Source organism: Janthinobacterium sp. GW460-12-1-14-LB5 (genome assembly GCF_059423585.1).
Map to the genome: position 1 here is coordinate 95,933 of NZ_JBWKYD010000009.1, position 18,428 is coordinate 114,360.

12 protein-coding genes are annotated in these 18,428 nt (G+C 58.9%); 4 read left to right on the top strand and 8 right to left on the bottom strand.

Annotated features, from left to right (window positions below; all coding sequences use genetic code 11):
* Positions 1-58 precede the first annotated feature (58 nt).
* Together AC07X6_RS11330 and AC07X6_RS11335 are read left to right on the top strand one after the other, a co-directional pair.
* Positions 59-550 carry a cache domain-containing protein gene (locus AC07X6_RS11330; RefSeq protein ID WP_494791022.1) on the top strand — a complete coding sequence of 164 codons (492 nt, stop codon included), beginning with the start codon at positions 59-61 and terminating at the stop codon, positions 548-550.
* 27 nt (positions 551-577) lie between these two features.
* Positions 578-1,342 (top strand): YoaK family protein, encoded by a 765-nt coding sequence (locus tag AC07X6_RS11335; protein ID WP_230538728.1) that lies wholly within the window; start codon positions 578-580, stop codon positions 1,340-1,342.
* A gap of 63 nt (positions 1,343-1,405) precedes the next feature.
* On the opposite strand, the gene gap is transcribed toward AC07X6_RS11335, so the two are convergent.
* Positions 1,406-2,416: a type I glyceraldehyde-3-phosphate dehydrogenase gene (gap, locus tag AC07X6_RS11340; protein WP_010395244.1), complete on the bottom strand. Its 1,011-nt coding sequence runs from the start codon at positions 2,414-2,416 to the stop codon at positions 1,406-1,408.
* A gap of 78 nt (positions 2,417-2,494) precedes the next feature.
* The gene (gene tkt / locus AC07X6_RS11345) at positions 2,495-4,492 is read right to left on the bottom strand and encodes a transketolase (RefSeq protein ID WP_494791023.1); all 1,998 of its coding nucleotides are present in this window, start codon (positions 4,490-4,492) and stop codon (positions 2,495-2,497) included.
* A 187-nt stretch (positions 4,493-4,679) separates the two neighbouring features.
* On the opposite strand from tkt, the gene AC07X6_RS11350 reads away from it, so the two are divergent.
* On the top strand, positions 4,680-5,405 hold the full coding sequence (locus AC07X6_RS11350) for a 16S rRNA (uracil(1498)-N(3))-methyltransferase (RefSeq protein ID WP_494791024.1): 726 nt from the start codon (positions 4,680-4,682) through the stop codon (positions 5,403-5,405).
* A 134-nt stretch (positions 5,406-5,539) separates the two neighbouring features.
* Here AC07X6_RS11350 and AC07X6_RS11355 read toward each other — a convergent pair whose 3' ends face one another.
* The 4 genes from AC07X6_RS11355 to AC07X6_RS11370 all read right to left on the bottom strand — a co-directional run bounded on the left by AC07X6_RS11355 (position 5,540) and on the right by AC07X6_RS11370 (position 13,470).
* The gene (locus AC07X6_RS11355; protein WP_230538731.1) at positions 5,540-8,596 is read right to left on the bottom strand and encodes a TonB-dependent receptor; all 3,057 of its coding nucleotides are present in this window, start codon (positions 8,594-8,596) and stop codon (positions 5,540-5,542) included.
* 633 nt (positions 8,597-9,229) lie between these two features.
* Positions 9,230-9,394, bottom strand: coding sequence for a hypothetical protein (locus AC07X6_RS11360; protein ID WP_230538732.1), 165 nt, complete (start codon positions 9,392-9,394; stop codon positions 9,230-9,232).
* 591 nt (positions 9,395-9,985) lie between these two features.
* Positions 9,986-10,384, bottom strand: a complete 399-nt coding sequence (locus AC07X6_RS11365) for a hypothetical protein (RefSeq protein WP_494791025.1) — start codon at positions 10,382-10,384, stop codon at positions 9,986-9,988.
* Positions 10,385-10,602: 218 nt separating this feature from the next.
* On the bottom strand, positions 10,603-13,470 hold the full coding sequence (locus tag AC07X6_RS11370; protein ID WP_230538733.1) for a TonB-dependent receptor: 2,868 nt from the start codon (positions 13,468-13,470) through the stop codon (positions 10,603-10,605).
* Positions 13,471-14,270: 800 nt separating this feature from the next.
* On the opposite strand from AC07X6_RS11370, the gene AC07X6_RS11375 reads away from it, so the two are divergent.
* A complete protein-coding gene (locus AC07X6_RS11375; RefSeq protein ID WP_230538734.1) occupies positions 14,271-15,899 on the top strand; it encodes an NAD(P)/FAD-dependent oxidoreductase in 1,629 nt (542 codons plus the stop codon).
* A gap of 7 nt (positions 15,900-15,906) precedes the next feature.
* Here AC07X6_RS11375 and AC07X6_RS11380 read toward each other — a convergent pair whose 3' ends face one another.
* Both AC07X6_RS11380 and corA read right to left on the bottom strand, forming a co-directional pair.
* A complete protein-coding gene (locus AC07X6_RS11380; RefSeq protein ID WP_230538735.1) occupies positions 15,907-17,283 on the bottom strand; it encodes a GAF domain-containing sensor histidine kinase in 1,377 nt (458 codons plus the stop codon).
* Positions 17,284-17,417: 134 nt separating this feature from the next.
* Positions 17,418-18,383: a magnesium/cobalt transporter CorA gene (corA, locus tag AC07X6_RS11385; protein WP_034760218.1), complete on the bottom strand. Its 966-nt coding sequence runs from the start codon at positions 18,381-18,383 to the stop codon at positions 17,418-17,420.
* Between the last annotated feature and the right edge of the window lie 45 nt (positions 18,384-18,428).

Consider the following 18,428-nt stretch of genomic DNA (forward strand, 5'->3'; position numbering starts at 1 on the left):
TTCCCAGTAGTGCCGTACAACAGGCCGCGCCGGGGTTGCCCATACCAGGAGACAGCGTATGAATACAAGTGTAAAAACGGCAAGTGTAAAAACGGGCATCCACGCCCTCGTTGCCAGTTTCATCCTCTGCGCCATGCCGGCAACGGCATGGGCCGCCCCCAGAGGCAGCGCGGATGAAGCCATCGCCATGACCAAGCGCGCCGTGGCCATGATCAAGGCCGACGGCAAGGAAAAGGCCTTTGCCGCCATTGCCGATCCCGCCAACACCAGCTTCCATGACCGCGACCTGTACATTTATGTGTACGACATGAATGGCGTCACCCTGGCGCACGGCAACAATCCCAAGATGGTCGGCAAGAACCTGATCGACCTGAAGGACAATGAAGGCAAGGCCGTCATCAAGTCGCTGATTACCACGGCCAGCACGCCGGCCGGACGCGGCTGGGTGGACTTCAAGTGGCCCAATCCCCTGACCAAGGTGGTCGAACAAAAATCCGGCTACATCGAACGGGTCGACAATATGATCGTCGGTTCCGGCATCTATAAATAAGCCACGGCAAGAGGAAAACGCGCCCGCATGCCGCTCCATTACCTGTCCCGCCTGAGCGGATCGGCGCGCGATACGCAAGCCAACCTGCAGCTGGGCTGCGTGCTGGCGCTGGTGGCGGGCGCCGTCAACGCGGGCGGTTTTCTCGCCATCGGCGGCTATACCTCGCACATGACGGGCATCGTCTCGGGCATGGCGGACGACCTGGCGCTGGGCAATATCACGGTGGCGCTGGCCGCGCTGGGTGCCTGGCTGGCCTTCGTCAGCGGCGCGGCCGTGACGGCCATCATGGTGAACTGGGGCAAGCGGCGCCGGCTGCACAGCCAGTTTGCCGCCAGCCTGCTGCTGGAAGCGGCGCTACTGCTGCTGTTCGGCCTGGCGGGCAATTACCTGGCCGCCATGCCCGACGTGCTCGGTCCCGTCACCATCTTGCTGCTGTGCTTTGTGATGGGCTTGCAAAACGCCATCATCACCAAGATTTCCGGCGCCGTCATCCGCACCACCCACGTGACGGGGCTGTCCACCGACATCGGCATCGAACTGGGCAAGATGGCGTATTACAACCGCAGGCAATTGCCGGACCGCGTGGTCAAAGTCAACCGGGGCAAGCTGAGAACGCACAGCCTGCTGATCGGCTGCTTCTTCATCGGCGGCGTCAGCGGCGCCCTCGCCTTCAAGCACATCGGTTTTCCCGCCGCCACCATCATCCTGGCCGGCGTGCTGACCCTGCTGTCCGGCGCGCCCGTGCTGCGCGACTTGCGCCTGCTGTGGCGCTTCTACCGGCGCCGTTTCTAATCATACGGACGAAAAAAAACGCCCAGGCAACTACCTGGGCGTTTTTTCTTATGCGGTCAACAATTACTTGGCCGACATCAGTGCAACGGTGGTGTCCAGCATGCGGTTCGAGAAACCCCACTCGTTGTCGTACCACGACGATACTTTCACCAGGCGGCCCGACACTTTGGTCAGGGTCGAATCGAAGTTCGACGACGCCGGGTTGTGGTTGAAGTCGATCGAGACCAGCGGCTCGGTCTGGTACGTCAGGATGCCTTCCAGGGCGCCTTCCGACGCGGCTTTCATCAGCGCGTTGACTTCTTCCACGGTGGTGTCGCGCTTGGCGATGAAGGACAGGTCGACCAGCGACACGTTGATGGTCGGCACGCGGATGGCGAAGCCGTCCAGCTTGCCATTCAGCTCAGGCAGCACCAGGCCCACGGCGGCAGCGGCGCCCGTCTTGGTCGGGATCATGCTCATGGTGGCCGAACGGGCGCGGCGCAGGTCTTCATGCATCACGTCGGACAGCACCTGGTCGTTGGTGTAGGCGTGCACGGTGGTCATCAGGCCCGTTTCGATGCCGATGGCGTCGTTCAATGGCTTGACCAGCGGTGCCAGGCAGTTGGTGGTGCACGACGCGTTCGAGATGACGGTGTCGGTCGATTTCAGCACGGAGTGGTTCACGCCGAAGACGACGGTTGCATCGACGTCCTTGCCGCCTGGTGCCGAGATGATGACTTTTTTCGCGCCGCCCTTCAAGTGAGCCGAAGCTTTCTCTTTGGTGGTGAAGAAGCCCGTGCATTCCAGCACGACGTCCACGCCCAGCTCGCCCCATGGGATTTCAGCCGGGTTGCGCTGTGCGAATACGCGGATCGGATCGCCATTGACGATCATGTTGTCGCCTTCGACCGTAACCGTGCCCGGGAACTTGCCGTGCGCGGTGTCGTAGCGGGTCAGGTGGGCGTTCGATTTGGCATCGCCCAGGTCGTTGATGGCAACGATCTGGATATCCTGTTTCTTGCCGCCTTCGTAGAAAGCGCGCAACACGTTACGGCCGATGCGGCCGTAGCCGTTGATTGCAACTTTGATCGTCATACTCTGCTCCTGATTAAAAAAAAAGGTATCAGCACAGCACCCCGGCATTACCTTGCCAGGGTCTGCTCAAAATCAATATTAGCCAGCGATAACGGCTTTAACCTTGGCTACGACGTTCTCGACCGTGAAGCCGAAGTGCTTGAACAGCACGCCAGCCGGCGCCGATTCGCCGAACGTGTCGATACCGACCACGGCGCCTTCCAGGCCCACGTATTTGTACCAGAAGCTGGTCACGCCCGCCTCGATGGCCACGCGCGGCACGCCCTTCGTCAGCACGCTGGCCTTGTAGGCGGCGTCCTGGCGGTCGTACACGTCGGTCGACGGCATCGACACCACGCGCACATTGATGCCTTCCGATGCCAGCGCGCTGGCGGCGGCGACGGCCAGTTCCACTTCGGAACCGGTAGCGATCAGGATTGCCTTGGCATCGGCCACGTCGTTCAGCACATAGCCGCCGCGGAAGATGTTCTCGATCTGTTCGGCGCTACGCTCCTGGTACGGCAGGTTCTGGCGCGAGAAGATCAGGGTCGATGGGCCATCCTTGCGGCGCACGGCGGCGCCCCAGGCAGCGGCCGACTCGACGGTGTCGCATGGACGCCAGTTGTCCAGGTTCGGGATCAGACGCATCGACGAGACGTGCTCGACCGATTGGTGCGTTGGGCCGTCTTCGCCCAGGCCGATCGAATCGTGGGTAAACACGAAGATCGAACGCAGTTTCATCAGGGCGGCCATGCGCAGCGCGTTGCGGCTGTAGTCGGAGAACGTCAGGAACGTGGCGCCGAACGGGATGTAGCCGCCGTGCAAGGTGATGCCGTTCATGATGGCGCTCATGCCGAATTCGCGCACGCCGTAGTTGATGTGGTTGCCAGGCTGGCCCGAACGCACGGCCACGCACTCTTTCCAGTTGGTCAGGTTCGAACCGGTCAGGTCGGCCGAACCGCCCAGGAATTCCGGCAGCGACGACGCCAGTGCCTGGATGGCGTTCTGGCTGGCCTTGCGGGTAGCGATGTTTTCTTTCTTTTCCACGCAGGAAGCGATGGCGGCGCTCAGGGCCGCTTCGAATGCCTGTGGCAGTTCGCCCTGCATGCGGCGCGACAGTTCAGCGGCTTGCTGCGGGAATTCCTTGGCGTAGGCGGCGAAACGCTCGTTCCAGTCTTTTTCCAGCAGGGCGCCCTGCTCTTTCGCATCCCAGGCGGCGTACACGTCGGCCGGCATCTCGAACGGTGCGGCATCCCAGCCGATGTATTCGCGCACGGCGGCGATTTCCTTGTCGCCCAGCGCGGCGCCGTGGACCTTGTCGCCGCCTTGCAGGTTCGGCGAACCCTTGCCGATGATGGTCTTGCAGCAGATCAAGGTTGGCTTGCTGGCGGTCTTGGCGGCGGCGATGGCGGCAGCCACGGCGGCAACATCGTGGCCGTCGACGGCGCGGATGACGTTCCAGCCGTACGCTTCGAAGCGGGCCGGGGTGTCGTCCGTGAACCAGCCTTCCACCTTACCGTCGATGGAAATGCCGTTGTCGTCGTACAGGGCGATCAGTTTATTCAGGCCCAGGGTGCCGGCCAGTGCGCACACTTCGTGCGAAATACCTTCCATCAGGCAACCATCGCCGACGAAGGCGTAGGTGTAGTGGTTGACGATGTCGTGGCCAGGCTTGTTGAATTCAGCGGCCAGCAACTGCTCCGACAGGGCCATGCCGACGGCGTTGGCGATGCCCTGGCCCAGCGGGCCGGTGGTCGTTTCCACGCCTGGCGTGATATCGACTTCCGGGTGGCCCGGGGTTTTCGAGTGCATCTGGCGGAAGGCCTTGATGTCATCCATCGACAGGTCGTAGCCCGTCAGGTGCAGCAGCGCGTAATGCAGCATCGAGCCATGGCCGTTCGACAACAGGAAACGGTCGCGGTTCTGCCATTTCGGATTCGCGGGATTGTGGCGATAGTGACCACTCCACAGGGCAACTGCGATCTCGGCCATGCCCATCGGCATGCCTGGATGGCCGGAGTTGGCCTTTTGTACAGCGTCCATTGCCAGTGCGCGGATCGCATTGGCCATTTTGGTAGTCGGGAGCGTAGTTGTCATGATGGTGTGGGTCAGTCGCGAGTTTGGGATTCGTTTGCAACAGCGCGGACAGGGAAGCCGGCTGCTTTCTGTAGTCAACTATTTTACCAGACTGGGGGGCCGCAAATTAGAATTGCGGCGTACTGGCCCGCCAAATGGCTATACTTTGACGTCTTTCCACCCCACTTACCCCCCGTTGAGGATTTGCATGCCGCGTTTTTTCTGTCCCCAGCCGCTCGTTGCCGGCACCACCATTGCCCTGCCGGAGGCTGTCGCCCACCATATCCAGGTCGTGCGCCTGGCGCCGGGCGACGTCATCACCCTGTTCAATGGCGAAGGGGGCGAAGTGCAGGCCAGCCTGGTGGCGGTCGCCAAGCGCAGCGTGACGGCTGAAATCCAGGCGCACGTGGCGCGCGAGGCGGAACTGCCGTACGCCGTGACCCTGGCGCAGGCGCTGCCGGAAGCGTCGAAGATGGACTGGATCATCGAAAAAGCCATCGAACTGGGCGCGGCCGGCATCGTGCCGCTGTCGGCGCAGCGCTGCGTGGTGCGCCTGTCCGCCGAGCGGGCCGAGAAAAAACTTGCGCATTGGCAAGCGATCATCGTTTCCGCATCGGAACAGTCGGGCCGCAACCGCCTGGCGCAGCTGGCGCCGCTGCAGGAGTTCAATAGCTGGAGCAAGCAACAAGATTTACATAAGCGCATCATTTTGACGCCGCGCGCGGAGCAGTCGCTGGCCGACTGGGCGCGCCACCAGCCGCCGCAGGCGATCACCGTGATGGTGGGCCCGGAAGGCGGCTTTTCGGAGGCGGAAGAAAAGGCGGCCATGGCCGCCGGCGCCATCGGCCTGGCGATGGGCCCGCGCATCCTGCGCACGGAAACGGCGGGCTTGACGGCGCTGGCTACGTTGAGTGCCCTGTGGGGCGGGATGTAAACACTGCCCAAAAATAACAACACCCCGCAAGTGGCGACACTTGCGGGGTGTTTTTTTTCCAGCGAACCACTTGCGCGGTGCGCCAGCAGGACAGCCGAGCCAACCCAAAGGTCAACTCAAGCTGTCAGCTTGCATCAGAACTTGTGGTTGTACTCGACCGACAATTTGACCGTGCGTGCTGCTTGCAGGGTACGGTATTCGTCGTAGTTAGCCAGGATCCCTTCGCCGCTGCCGTCATCGTAAGTTTCTTGACGAGCCGTTGCCGTTTGCGAGTTGGTGACGTTGAACACGTCGATCTTGAACTCGACGCCTTTCAGAATCGCTGGCTTGTAGGCCACGTTCATGTCAAGACGCTTTTCGTATGGCATACGGCCAAGGCTGCCACGTGGGGTCGGTTTGCCGCCGCAGAAGTAGTACTCTGCGCCGTAGCCAGGGCCGCCGAATGGATTGTCTTCGCCTGCATCGGCAACCGGGTTGGTACCCAAGCAAGTTTTCGGACGACCCGATTGGATCAACAGATTGGCGCCAACCGACCACTCGTTAGTAAACTCGTAGTAGCCGAATGCTTTCAACTGATGACGACGATCGTTAGGCAGCAAGCCCATCGAATCCGGAGTGAACTCAGGGAAGTCCCAACCAGCCGAGGTACCAACGTCGGTTTGACCGGTATCGGAACGGGTTTGACCTTCCATGTTGCCGTAGCTACGCGACCACGTGTAGTTGATCTTGCCATACCAGCCATTGCGGAATGGATGTTCGGCAAACAAGTCCAGAGCAGCGTACGTACGTTTCACTTTCGGGAAACCCAGTTCTTCTTTGGACAAGTGTACATAACGACCGCTGCCATCGGAACCGTTCAACCATACCGTTGCATCTTCGCCCGGATTGAAGATGAAGCAAGGAATATCCGTAGCGGAAACAGGAATGCCGTTTTTGGCGGCATACGCGCGCAGCGGACGGGTATCGCAGCTATCATCGATACCGGCACCCAGTTTGCGGTAGGTTGCCTTGGCGCCGAAGTTCAGGCTAGGGTTGTAGGCTTTTTCAAAGCCCAGCGTGATTTCATCCTGGTAGTTAGGCTTGAGATCTTTGACAACGACACTGCGCACGTCCTTGCGTTGGCCGTACTCATTGTCTGGCGAGATCGGGGTATTGATGGCAACCAGGCCCGTAGGCTGGCCTTGAGCGTCGATACCGGTATAGGTAAAGTCCTGCGTAATCAAGGTCGAACGGCTGGCGGCACGTGCAGCTACCTGGGTAGGCAATTGCAGGTGATAACGACCGGCGCTACCAAATACCTTCATCGAGGCGTCGCCAAAGACGTCCCACGATGCGGCCAGACGCGGAGCGATCTGGTTTTTCACATCGATGAACTTCTCGCCGTCGCCATTTTTGTTGGTGTATTGCTCATTACGCAAACCAGCCGTAATCAGCAAGTTCTTGGTTACTTGATAACGATCTTCCAGGTATTGCGCCGATTGAGTTGCCGAAGCATCCGTCACGCTGGAGAAGTCCGACAGGCGTGCGTAGAAACCGCGCGTGCCGTAACCACCGAAATCACCGACCACGCCAGGACGACCGCCCGACAGGTTGACCGGTTTAAAGGCATTTGTCTCACCTACCGTACGATAGGTCCACGAACCGCCACCAGCACGGAACTGGCCAGCGTTAACGGAATCGATTTCATTGTGATCGACACCGACGCGCAGGGTATGGCTACCCAGCTTGTATTCCAAGTCGGCACGGAAGGATTTCACCTTGTCGCTACCAGGCTTGGTGATGTTGCCGGTCGCACCCGCATATTTTTGGTAGTTGCGGTACAGGTTTTGCGCGTCGAGCTCAGGCACACGGCCAGCCACGGTGGAAGCGACCGAACGCAAGATGCCATTGACGTCATAGTCTTCGTACGTGGTGCTGCGCGGTGCCTTGGAGATGCCGTACAAGGTCGTGAAGACCAGGTCATCGGTAAGTTGGCCCGTGTACTTCAGCGCATTCGACTCGGCGCCGTTGCCGCCGCCGTTCTTGTCGTTCTGTTCCGAGTACTTGACGCCGTTCGACTTGTACGTGTCGGTGTTCAAACCATACGCGCGCTGGCGATCTTTGGTGGTATCGCCGATCGACGTCCATTCCAGACGATGGTTATCGCTGATATTCCAGTCGAATTTGGCCAGGTAGCGGGTTTGTTCTACACGGCGGTCAGCCCAGCCATCGCGCGCCAAGGTGGTGCTGGCGGTGCTGTTGGCGATGCCGGTCTTGGTTGCGGTTTGATCCACGGCGACAAACATGAACAGCTTGTCTTCCACGATCGGGCCACCCACGTACGCGCCGTAGTAGTTCTGCGTGCTCTGGCTGGTGTCACGGCGGAAATGCAGCTTGCCATCCGTAGCCGGATTCTCGCCAGTGTTTGCATAGTAGATATTCTTCGGGTCCGAACGCATCGAATTTGGCGTAATGGCAGCTGTTGCGCCAAATTCCCAATTATTGGTACCGCTCTTGGTCGTGACGTTGAGCACGCCACCGATGGAGCGGCCGAATTCCGCACCGAAACCACCGGTCAGCACTTGGGCTTGAGCGATGGCACCAAACGGCAGTTCCGACGAGCCGAGCTGGGTCAGCGGGTTGGTGACAGGGAAACCGTTGACATAGAACGCGTTTTCCGACGCGCCGCCGCCGCCGATACTCGTGCCGCCATAAGCGGAGTCAGCGCGCGTGGTGTTCGGCGCCAGCAAAATGATCGAACTCAAGTTCGTGGCAACTGGCAACTTATCCAGTTCCTTGGCGGTAAAGATCGCGCCATTATTGGTATTCGAGACATCGATACGGTTACGGCGGCCCGTCACTTGCACGGCCTGCACTTTGGAACTGAAGGATGCATCCACACCCTGGCCAATCACAACATCCGTTTCCTTCGATTCGACAACCTTGCCATCGCGGACCAGATCAACCTTGTAGCGACCGATAGGCAACGCCGTGACGGTATAGCGGCCGTTGGCCTCTACCGTAACGGTACGCTTCAGTCCTGTATCCAAGTTTTGCAGCGACACGGTGGCGCCAGCAGGCGCATCAACCGTACCAAAAATCGTACCGGCTGCGTTCGATTGTGCCATGACAGGCGCAACGACCATCGTGGACATGGCACCGGCACTGAAGGCCAGCGCCAGGGCACGCACTAAAACAGTTTTTCTCAACATGTGGTTTCCTAATTATTAGATTAAGCGTCTCTGGTAGAGTTGCTTGGTAAATTTAAGCACTAAATCATGTTTAATACGTTTTTATTTCCGGTTTTAGTTTTTTGATAATTTGACACTCCCCCACCAATGATATGGCAGTCCTCAGACAAAACAGGAAGAACCCTCTTGCCTAAGAGACACATAAAACCATAGGCGATTGTTCACTGTCAACATAGCGGGAAAATATGATGCAAACAAACAACAATTTAAATAAACGGAGAAATATTGAACAAACCAGCGAAAATGGTGCAGCAGCGCACCATTTTGATGCAGTGCAGAAAAAGAGAATAAGAATATGTGAAAAATGTACTTTGAGACCGTGCATTATGGCGTGCGCCTTGCAGACATGATGCGGCAAGCTGCGGGCATGCTGCGATGCACGTAGCCCTTGAAACAGCGCCTTTACCCCCTTGGCATGACAGGATAAATGTTGCAAAACAACAACGTTTCATGAAATTAAATTGCCGAAAGTTGGGATTTTCAATTACATTGAATAATTACGATTTAAAAGAATATTCGCTCTTGAATGGATATTTCAAAAAAATCACCATCGAAGAAAATGGCAACTTCATATACATCATTAAAAATCGAATATCAAACATAAACACTCACCCCGGCAAGCTCGCGAGAAACGAATAAAATAAGCAGCATCCAAAAAATATCCAATTCGGAAATAACCAGAATAATCCGGCATATGACTGCGGCAATCACCGAGAAACTCCGCACTGATGCAATGCGCCAGTTATAGAGCAGCATCATGTCGACGCATATATTGTTGTCGACAATATCAAACCGTGCCATCCGGGCATGCTCGCGAAGATGACGGCCTCAGCAGACGCCGTCCTGCCTCCCCCTCGATGCCATCCTTCTGGCGGTCTGGAGCCTTGGCCAATCCGCAGAAGTCTCTGCAATACGACCTTGTCCATGCAACTCAATAGAAAAACCGAGCAATTGCCTATACATCCCTATTCTCAATTTCTTTTCGATCCCTTTAGCTTGGCGAATAAGCAAGCGAACTGCCGTGGATAAAATGCCATGCCGTGAAACATATTCAGCATACAAATGAGTGATATCTGAAAACTGGCAAGGCTGCCTGACTTCGGCAATTGTCGGCCAGTTCGGCCGGCCACATTGCCTGTACAAACCAGCCTGCAAAACGACGGGCCAACGCACCGGTATGGTGCGCCGCAATAGGGTGCAGGTACGACTGCAACCTGCGTCAGGCTACTGTTAAATAGCGTCCTGGTGCCTTGAGTAGTGAATGCGCCCCTTCCCGGCCGGGCAAGCGATCACGGTCCTGCGCGGGTATGTTTTTGCGCTCAAGCAGCGGGACACCCACTAGCACTGGCCCTACGCCGTGCCGGGCAGTTGCTGATACCCCCCCTTATCAGGCATTCCGCATAGCCGGAACAGGTGTTGCACGCGCAGGAAGCGCCCTGAAACGCAAGCGTCGTATGCCGTTCCCTGTCCAGCGGCAGCGCCGGCGATCTTGGCCTGTGTCTGGCGGCAACAGCTGATATGCTCGCGGTCCCCGGCAAGCAGGAACACTCCAGGAATCTTCCTCGACCCCTGCTGCTTGGCAACACGCCGCAAAACGCGATCATGGTGCTCCTTGAACACGCTGCGCAAGTACGCTTGCACTGTCCCGCCTGCCACTCGAAACACTTGCACCCGCATGTTCATGCACACGGCCTCCAGCGCGGCCGTCACGTGCCCTGCGGGCGCATCTTTACTTGTGTTCAGCGGCATGCAGCTGGCCCCTTGCACCACGCGACCTCGTGGCTCGACTACGCACATTCCCTGCTGGTATCAGATTCCGTGCGCAAGGTATTCTTGAAGGCAACTTTAGGTATGCCTCCACACCTGATTGTGCGATAGCCATAAAAAAAGGGCGGGATGACTCTTCAGTCATCCCGCCCTTTCGAAGAACGGGGCGGCATCGCTGCCGCCTTGCTCACCTTGCTATATTAGAAGGTATATGCCAGACCCAGGCTCAGGAAGCGGCCAACAGCGCCTGCCTGGTGCAGCGATGCGTTGTACGTGGTTTGTACAGTGGCATTGCCGTAGGTGCTCAGGTCAAACGGTGGCTGACGGTCGAACAGATTCAGGATCGAACCTTTCAATGTCAGGTTCGGGCTGACCTTGTACTGGATGTTCAGATTGGTCGTCGTGAACGATGGCACGTGGCAATACTGATCAGGCTGCGTAAGGTTCTGGTAGTAAGGACGGCTGGTGATGACAGCCGATGCCTTGGAGCAATCGGTAGCACCCACCGATGGGTCCAGTGCCGAGAAGCTGCTGGTGTAGTTCAGCGTGGCATTCACGTCCAGCGGACCACGGGTCCAGCCCAGGCTCAGCTGCGCACGGTCTTTCGGCGAACCGGTTGCGCCGGAAACCACCGTCGGGCCTTGGGTTCCTGCCAGCTGGTAAGTCACGCCAGCAACGGTTTGCTCGTAGCTGATGGTGTGAGCATAGCTCAGGTTGGCACGAATGATGCCGTTTTCGGACAGGTTCCAACGGTAGCCGATATCGGTTTCCACGCCGGAGGTCTTGGTCGAACCACCATTGATGTAGGCCGATTCTGCAAACAGAATAGGACCAACCGATGGGGTACCCTGGGCAACGCCCGTACCTACGCCAGTAGCGATGTCGATCGGCACGGCGGCACCACGCACAAACGTCTCGCGGTAGCTAGGATCGTTGCCGGCGGCGGTCACGATCTGGTTACGCACTTCGATGTTGTAGTAGTCGATGGTCGCGTTCAAGCCCTTGAATGGCTGGAGCACGGCACCCAGGGTGTACGATTTCGATTTCTCTGGCGACAGATCCTTGTTCGGACGTTGTACGTACGTAGGCTGGATGTTGCAAGAGCTTGGTACGTTGCCAGCGGTGTACTGCTGGCCGTTGGCGCACAGGATAGGATCGTTGATGCCGTGGTACAGGAAGAACGAACCCGAATTGCCTGTCTCTGCCGGGTTAGGCGAGCGGAAACCACGAGCGAAGGTACCGCGCAAGGCGATTTCCTTGGTCGGCGTCCATTTCAGCGTTGCTGCCGGGGTGAACGATTTATTATTGTCAAATTTATCATAGCGACTCGACAGATTGAACTCGACGTTTTTCACCGGAATGGCTGCCAACTCGGCGAAAATAGCCTTGTTGGTCTCTTCACCAAACACGAAAGCCGACGTCGAACCAACTTGACCGTTCAGGGTCAGTGGCGACGGTGGCGCATCCCAGGTACGTTTGTGCCAGTGGGCGCCAACTGCCAGTTTCAGCGGGCCTGCACCCAGTTGCGGCATCAGTTCGCGCGAACCGACCACGTCGATGTAGTTCAGCTTCGATTCCAGCGTGTTCGAGAAGCGTGGCGACACCTGGTCGATCAGCTGTTGCGAATTACCACCCACTGCATTCCACGCACCGGAGCGCAGCAGGCTGTACAAAGCGGCACGGTCAACAAAACCACTGTAATCGACTTCTGCCTTGGACTTGGTCAAGCCGCCTGCCAGTTGCAGATCCCAGCCCATCGCGGCACCAGTCAGGTCGATCGCCAGACGGGTGGTGGTCGCCGTGTTGCTTTGCTGCGAGTTGCCGTCCAGGCCAGGAATGTAGCCATACAGGCGTGCATTATTGGCGAACGGGTTGTTCACGTTGGCACCGACAGCTGCACCGGGAGCAAACGTGGTGCTAGGCATGGCGCCGAAGCCCGGGATCAGTACGCCATTGTTATTGACGTTGGTACCGGCGAACGAGGTCGGCGAGTAAGCTCCTGGCAAGCCGCGATTGTTCAGGTTATCACGCTGGAAGATCGAAGCCTTGACCGACATTTCCCAGTCTTGCGGCAGCTTCTTGGTAAAACCGACCAGCAAATTCTTGTTCTCGGTTTCAGGCTGGATGAAGGCGTATTTATCCTCCACCGCGCAGCCGCCGGCGCGGTACGTAGTGTAATTACATTTAGGATCCAGGAAGACGAAGTTGGCCGCGTTTTGCGCGCCGCCCGCACCAGAAGGGTTATACAGGAATGGCGAGTTCGCTGCGGTCAGGAAGCCGTTGCGGGCGGTTGGCACGCCGAAAGTCAGATTCTGGCCACCACGTGGACGCCAGTCCAGCTGGTCCCAGGCGTACTGCTTGCGGTCGTCGACCTTGATCGCGCCTTGGCGACGCCATTCGGCGGTAGCGAAAACGTTGTAGCCGTCGGTGTCGAGATCACCGAAACCGGTGCTCAACGAAGCGCGGTTGGTCGTGCCGCCGCCATGTTCCGTGGTACCGCTGTCAGCCGAGAAGCGGGTGCCCGTGAAGTTTTTCTTCAGTTTGATGTTGACCACGCCAGCGACCGCATCCGAGCCGTACAGCGAGGAAGCACCGCTTTTCAGCACTTCGATGCTGTCGATGGCATCGAATGGAATGTTGGAGACGTCAACGAAGGAGCGTTGCGAATCGTCACCGATCGCGTAAGGCGACATGCGGTGGCCGTCGATCAGCACCAGCGTCGAACCAACGGTCAGGCCGCGCAGCGAGACGCCCGATGCACCGTTGGCGAATGCGCCAGAGAAGCCCGTACCGAGCGTACCCGCACCGTTGGAAGCCAGATCCTGCAGCAGCTCGGCAACCGAGGTTTTACCGCTGCGCTGGATTTCGGCTGCAGTGATTACCTGAACTGGTGCCGCGGTTTCGCTATCGGTACGGCTGATCAGCGAACCGGTCACCATAACGCGTTGCACAGGCTCGCTGGCGGCAGCTTGTTGAGCCATTGCCGGGGAGATAGCTGCAACGGAAAGTGCGCCACTTGCAAAAACTTGCAAGATCGCAACTGGCATAGGTTTGATACGTAACTTCATGTAAAAAACTCCTTCTGGACATGTGCCTGAATTTTTGTAAGGAAACCCCTGGGTAAAGGTTTTCCCAGTAAATGTGTCAAAACGTTACAAATGTGACGCAGCGACTACATGGAACCATATGGCACTGAACGATGTCAATTTATTAGAAAGGTAGTATGGCTTTGGAACAATATCTAAATTCATACAATCAACTTTTATCCCATACATTATTCGGCAATAATTCAAAAACAATTTAAATTAGTGCGTTAGTGTCGTTTTTTTGTGCAATGATACATATATTGCAATGCAACAAAAAACTAACAGGATATTTACAAAACACCGTTACAATTTTGCGCGAAATTACTCCTCTTTACCCTTCTTGAGACCTGAAAAAGAAGGCTGCTTTCCCTGCTCATTGGCGATTGTGCAAATGCAGCAAATGAAAGACTGGCAAAGCCGGTGCGCGGCGCTATCAAGGCGCCGACCACGCCTGCGGTGAAATGTTGTTTTTTTGCAGCAACAACATGCTGTGCACTGCCGCTCCCCCTGCTGCTTGCGCCAGAACAACATTGCCTGCGCCCATCCATTCCCCACTGCCGGCCTGCCCATGTCCACTGGACCGTAACAGCGTTGGCAGTTACATTTGTTGCGATACAGCTATGACATTGTCATTTTTAAAAACCCGGCGCACGGCGGCTTCCAGGCTGGAACCACAGGCAATGCATTGCCCGCCGGAAGGAGTAAAATGCCGCCTTGCGCCGCGCCACGCGGCTGCCCACTCTCCGCTAGATACGGAGCCCTGCACTTTTCGGATAGACACCATGTTGCGACTCAACGAAGTAAAACTCCCCCTCGAACACGACGAAGCGGCCCTGCCCGCAGCCATCCTGGCGCGCCTGGGCATCGATGCGGCCGATTTGCTCGGCTTTACCGTCTTCAAGCGCAGCTATGACGCGCGCAAGCGCAGCGCCGTGGTGCTGATTTACTCGCTGCATGTGGACGTCAAGAATGAAGCGGCCGTGCTGGCGCGCCTGCGGCACGACGTGCACCTGATGCCCGCGCCCGACACCGACTACAAATTCGTCGCCGGCGGCGAGCAGCTGGCCGGCCACAGCACCGAACCGCGCCCCATCGTCATCGGCACGGGCCCCTGCGGCCTGTTCGTGGCGCTGATCCTGGCGCAGATGGGCCTACGCCCCCTGATCCTGGAACGGGGCAAGCAGGTGCGCGAACGCACGGTCGACACCTTCGGCTTCTGGCGCAAGCGCGAACTGAACCCGGAATCGAACGTGCAGTTCGGCGAAGGCGGCGCCGGCACCTTCTCGGACGGCAAGCTGTACAGCCAGATCAAGGACCCCAAGCACTACGGCCGCAAAGTGCTGACGGAATTCGTCAAGGCGGGCGCGCCCGAAGAAATCATGTACGTGAGCAAGCCGCACATCGGCACCTTCCGCCTGGTCAAGATGGTGGAGGAAATGCGCGCGAATATCGAACAACTGGGCGGCGAATACCGTTTCAGCAGCAAAGTGGTCGATCTCGACATCGCGCCCGGCCCGGACGGCGGCCAGGTGCGTGGCGTGGTGCTGGAGAATGGCGAAACCATCGCCAGCAACCACGTCGTGCTGGCCATCGGCCACAGCGCGCGCGACACCTTTGAAATGCTGCACAAGCGCGGCGTGTACATCGAAGCGAAACCGTTCTCGATCGGTTTCCGCGTGGAACACCCGCAATCCTTGATCGACAGCTGCCGCTTCGGCCCCAGCGCCGGCCACCCGATCCTGGGTGCGGCCGACTACAAGCTGGTGCACCACGCCAGCAATGGCCGTTCCGTCTACAGCTTCTGCATGTGCCCGGGCGGCACGGTGGTGGCGGCCGCATCCGAGCCGGGCCGCCTGGTGACGAACGGCATGAGCCAGTATTCGCGCAATGAACGCAACGCCAACAGCGCCATCGTCGTCGGCATCACGCCCGCCGACTATCCGGGCGACCCGCTGGCCGGCATGGCCTTGCAGCGCGAACTGGAAGAACGCGCGTTCGCCCTCGGCGGCGGCAACTACGATGCCCCAGGGCAATTAGTCGGCGACTTCGTTGCTGGCCGCGCCTCGACGGAATTCGGCAGCGTGGTGCCGTCGTACAAACCGGCCGTGCACCTGACGGATCTGGCGCCTTCGCTGCCCGAATACGCGATCACGGCCCTGCGCGAAGCGTTTCCGGCGTTCAACAAGCAGATCAAGGGTTATTACAAGGCCGATGCCGTGCTGACGGGCGTGGAAACGCGCACCTCATCGCCGATCCGCATCAAGCGCCGCGACGACAACCTGCAAAGCCTGAATACGCGGGGCCTGTTCCCCGCCGGCGAAGGCGCCGGCTATGCGGGCGGCATCCTGTCGGCGGCCGTCGACGGCATCAAGGTGGCCGAGGCGGTGGCGCTGTCGATGGCGGCGCGCTAAGCCAGCCTCAGGCTGCCAGCGGCAGCCTGATCTGTATATGACAGCCTGGCGTGGCATCGATGGCGCTGACCTGGCCGCCCAGCTGCTGCACGATGGTGTAGACGATGTGCATGCCCAGGCCGGAGCCGCCCTGGCCCCGCTTGGTGGTGAAAAACGGTTCGAACATATGTTCGCGCACGGCCGGCGCCAGGCCGATGCCGTCATCGGAAAACTCCAGCAGCAGCCATCGCCCGGCTGCGTCTTCCCCCTCTTCCTCCTCGATGCGCGCGCGTATCGTGATGCGCCCCGGCCCGCCGTGCGGATAGCCGTGGCGGGCGCTGTTCATCAAGAGGTTCGAAAGGATTTGCGACAGCTTGCCGGCCGCCAGGCGCACCTGGCAATCGGGCGCGATGTCGAGTTCCACGCCCAGCGCCGCCTTGCGCAATTCAGGACTGTGCGCCGACACCAGGCCGTGCACATAATCGTGCAGCGCCAGGTCGGCCACGTATTCGCTGACCTGGTCCACGGCCAGCTGCTTGAAATTGCCGATCAGGTCGGCGGCGCGCGCCAGGTTGCGCTCGATCAAGGCGGCCGCGCCTTTCAGGGATTCGGCGATGTCGATCAGTTCGGCACGGCTGACCTTGGCGCCGCCCAGCAGCTGCACCAGCTGGTCGGCATAGCTGCCCATGCTCGACGCGGCCGTCAGCGCCACGCCGATGGGCGTGTTGACTTCATGCGAGACACCGGCCACCAGCGAACCGAGGGCCGCCATCTGTTCCTGCTCGATCAGGTTCGCCTGCGCTGCCAGCAGCGATTCGGTGCGCACGCGCACGATTTCTTCCAGTTGCTGCGTGCGCTCCTGGTGCTGCAGTTCGGCCGCGCCGCGGGCAGAGAAGATCGACAGCAGCAGCAAGGCCAGCAAACGCTTGTTTTCATCGATGGGACGCGTGTCGATGGCCGACAGGATACCCAGGGTCTTGCCATCGGTATCGATCAGCGGCATGCCGACATAGCTTTCCGCATGCATGTCGACAAGGAGGGTATCGAATGGAAAGCGACGCTGGATATCGCTGCCGTGAAAACACATGCTCTGGCAGGTGACGTCCTGGCAAGGCGTGTGCTGCAGGCTGTATTCGATATTCGGCTGGTAGCCATTGCCGCCCCACAGGGCGAGGGTGCGGATGCCTTCGCTGCCATCGTCCATGCGCACCAGGCGCCCGGCGATCACATACTGCACGTCGAGCGCTTCGGCCAGGTCCTTGACGAGGATGCGCAGGAAGTCGTCGCCACGGGCGTGCGCCGTCGAGGCGGTGATCGAGCGCAGGGCCGCTTCCGCCAGGGTGCGCCGCTGCTCGGGATCGAACAGGGGTTCTTGCGAATTCACATCAAACAACGGAATACTCATGAATGCTCCTGCACAGCACCGGCAGCGCAGGCACAGCTGCCGACGCGGCGATTCTCAGCCATGACCCGCCCCAGCGGACCTGCCGCGATTGTACCCCTGGATATTGTTCAATAATACAGATACACAGGAATTTTTTAAAGCCAGCCGGAACGCTTGAACAAGTAATACATATAACCGCAGACACAGCTCATCACTGCCACGGCGGCCGGATAGCCATAATGCCAGTCCAGCTCCGGCATGAACTTGAAATTCATGCCCCAGATGCCGGCAAATGCCGTGAACACGGCAAAGATGGCCGCCCAGGCCGCCAACTGCTTGTTCACTTCGCTCTCGTCGATGGCCACCATCGACAGATTCACCTGGATGGCCGTGCTGATGGTGTCGCGGATGGTATCGAGCGTGCCATTGATGCGCGCCAGATGATCGTGCACGTCGCGGAAATACTCCTGGGTATCGTGGCACAGCGGCGGCACGCGCCCGCCGTGCAGCTTGCCCACCGCTTCCATCAGGGGCGCCACCACGTGGCGCAAGACCATGACCTTGCGTTTCAGCTGGTACAGCCGCTCGATATTGTCGCGCTCGGTGCCGCGGTCGAAGATGCGGTCCTCGATCAGTTCCAGCTCCGATTCCAGCGCGTCGAGCACGGGAAAATAGCGGTCGACGACCGCATCCATCAGCGCGTACAGGACAAAGGCGGAACCCTGACGCAGCAGGTGCGGTTCGCGCTCGGCGCGGGCGCGCACGCCAAGAAAACCTTGCGAGCTGTTGCTGCGCGACGAAAGCACGTAATTGGCGCCGACAAAAATGTCGACTTCGCCCAGCACCAGTTCGTTTTCGACCATTTCCACGGTTTTCACCACGGCAAACAGGGAATCGCCGTATTCCTCGATCTTCGGGCGCTGGTGGCCCCGCTGCGCGTCTTCCACCGCCAGTTCGTGCAGGCAAAACTCGTGCTGCATCTGTTTCAGCTCGTCCGGCGTGGCGTCGAGCAGGGCGACCCAGACGAAGCAATCGGGGCGCTCGACGTAATCGCTGATATCGTCGATCGGCAAGTCGGCCAGTTTTTTGCCATCCTGGTAGGCCACGCAGTTAATCAGCATACAGTTCCACAATGAAAGTTAAGACCGGACGAAACAGTCCGGCAG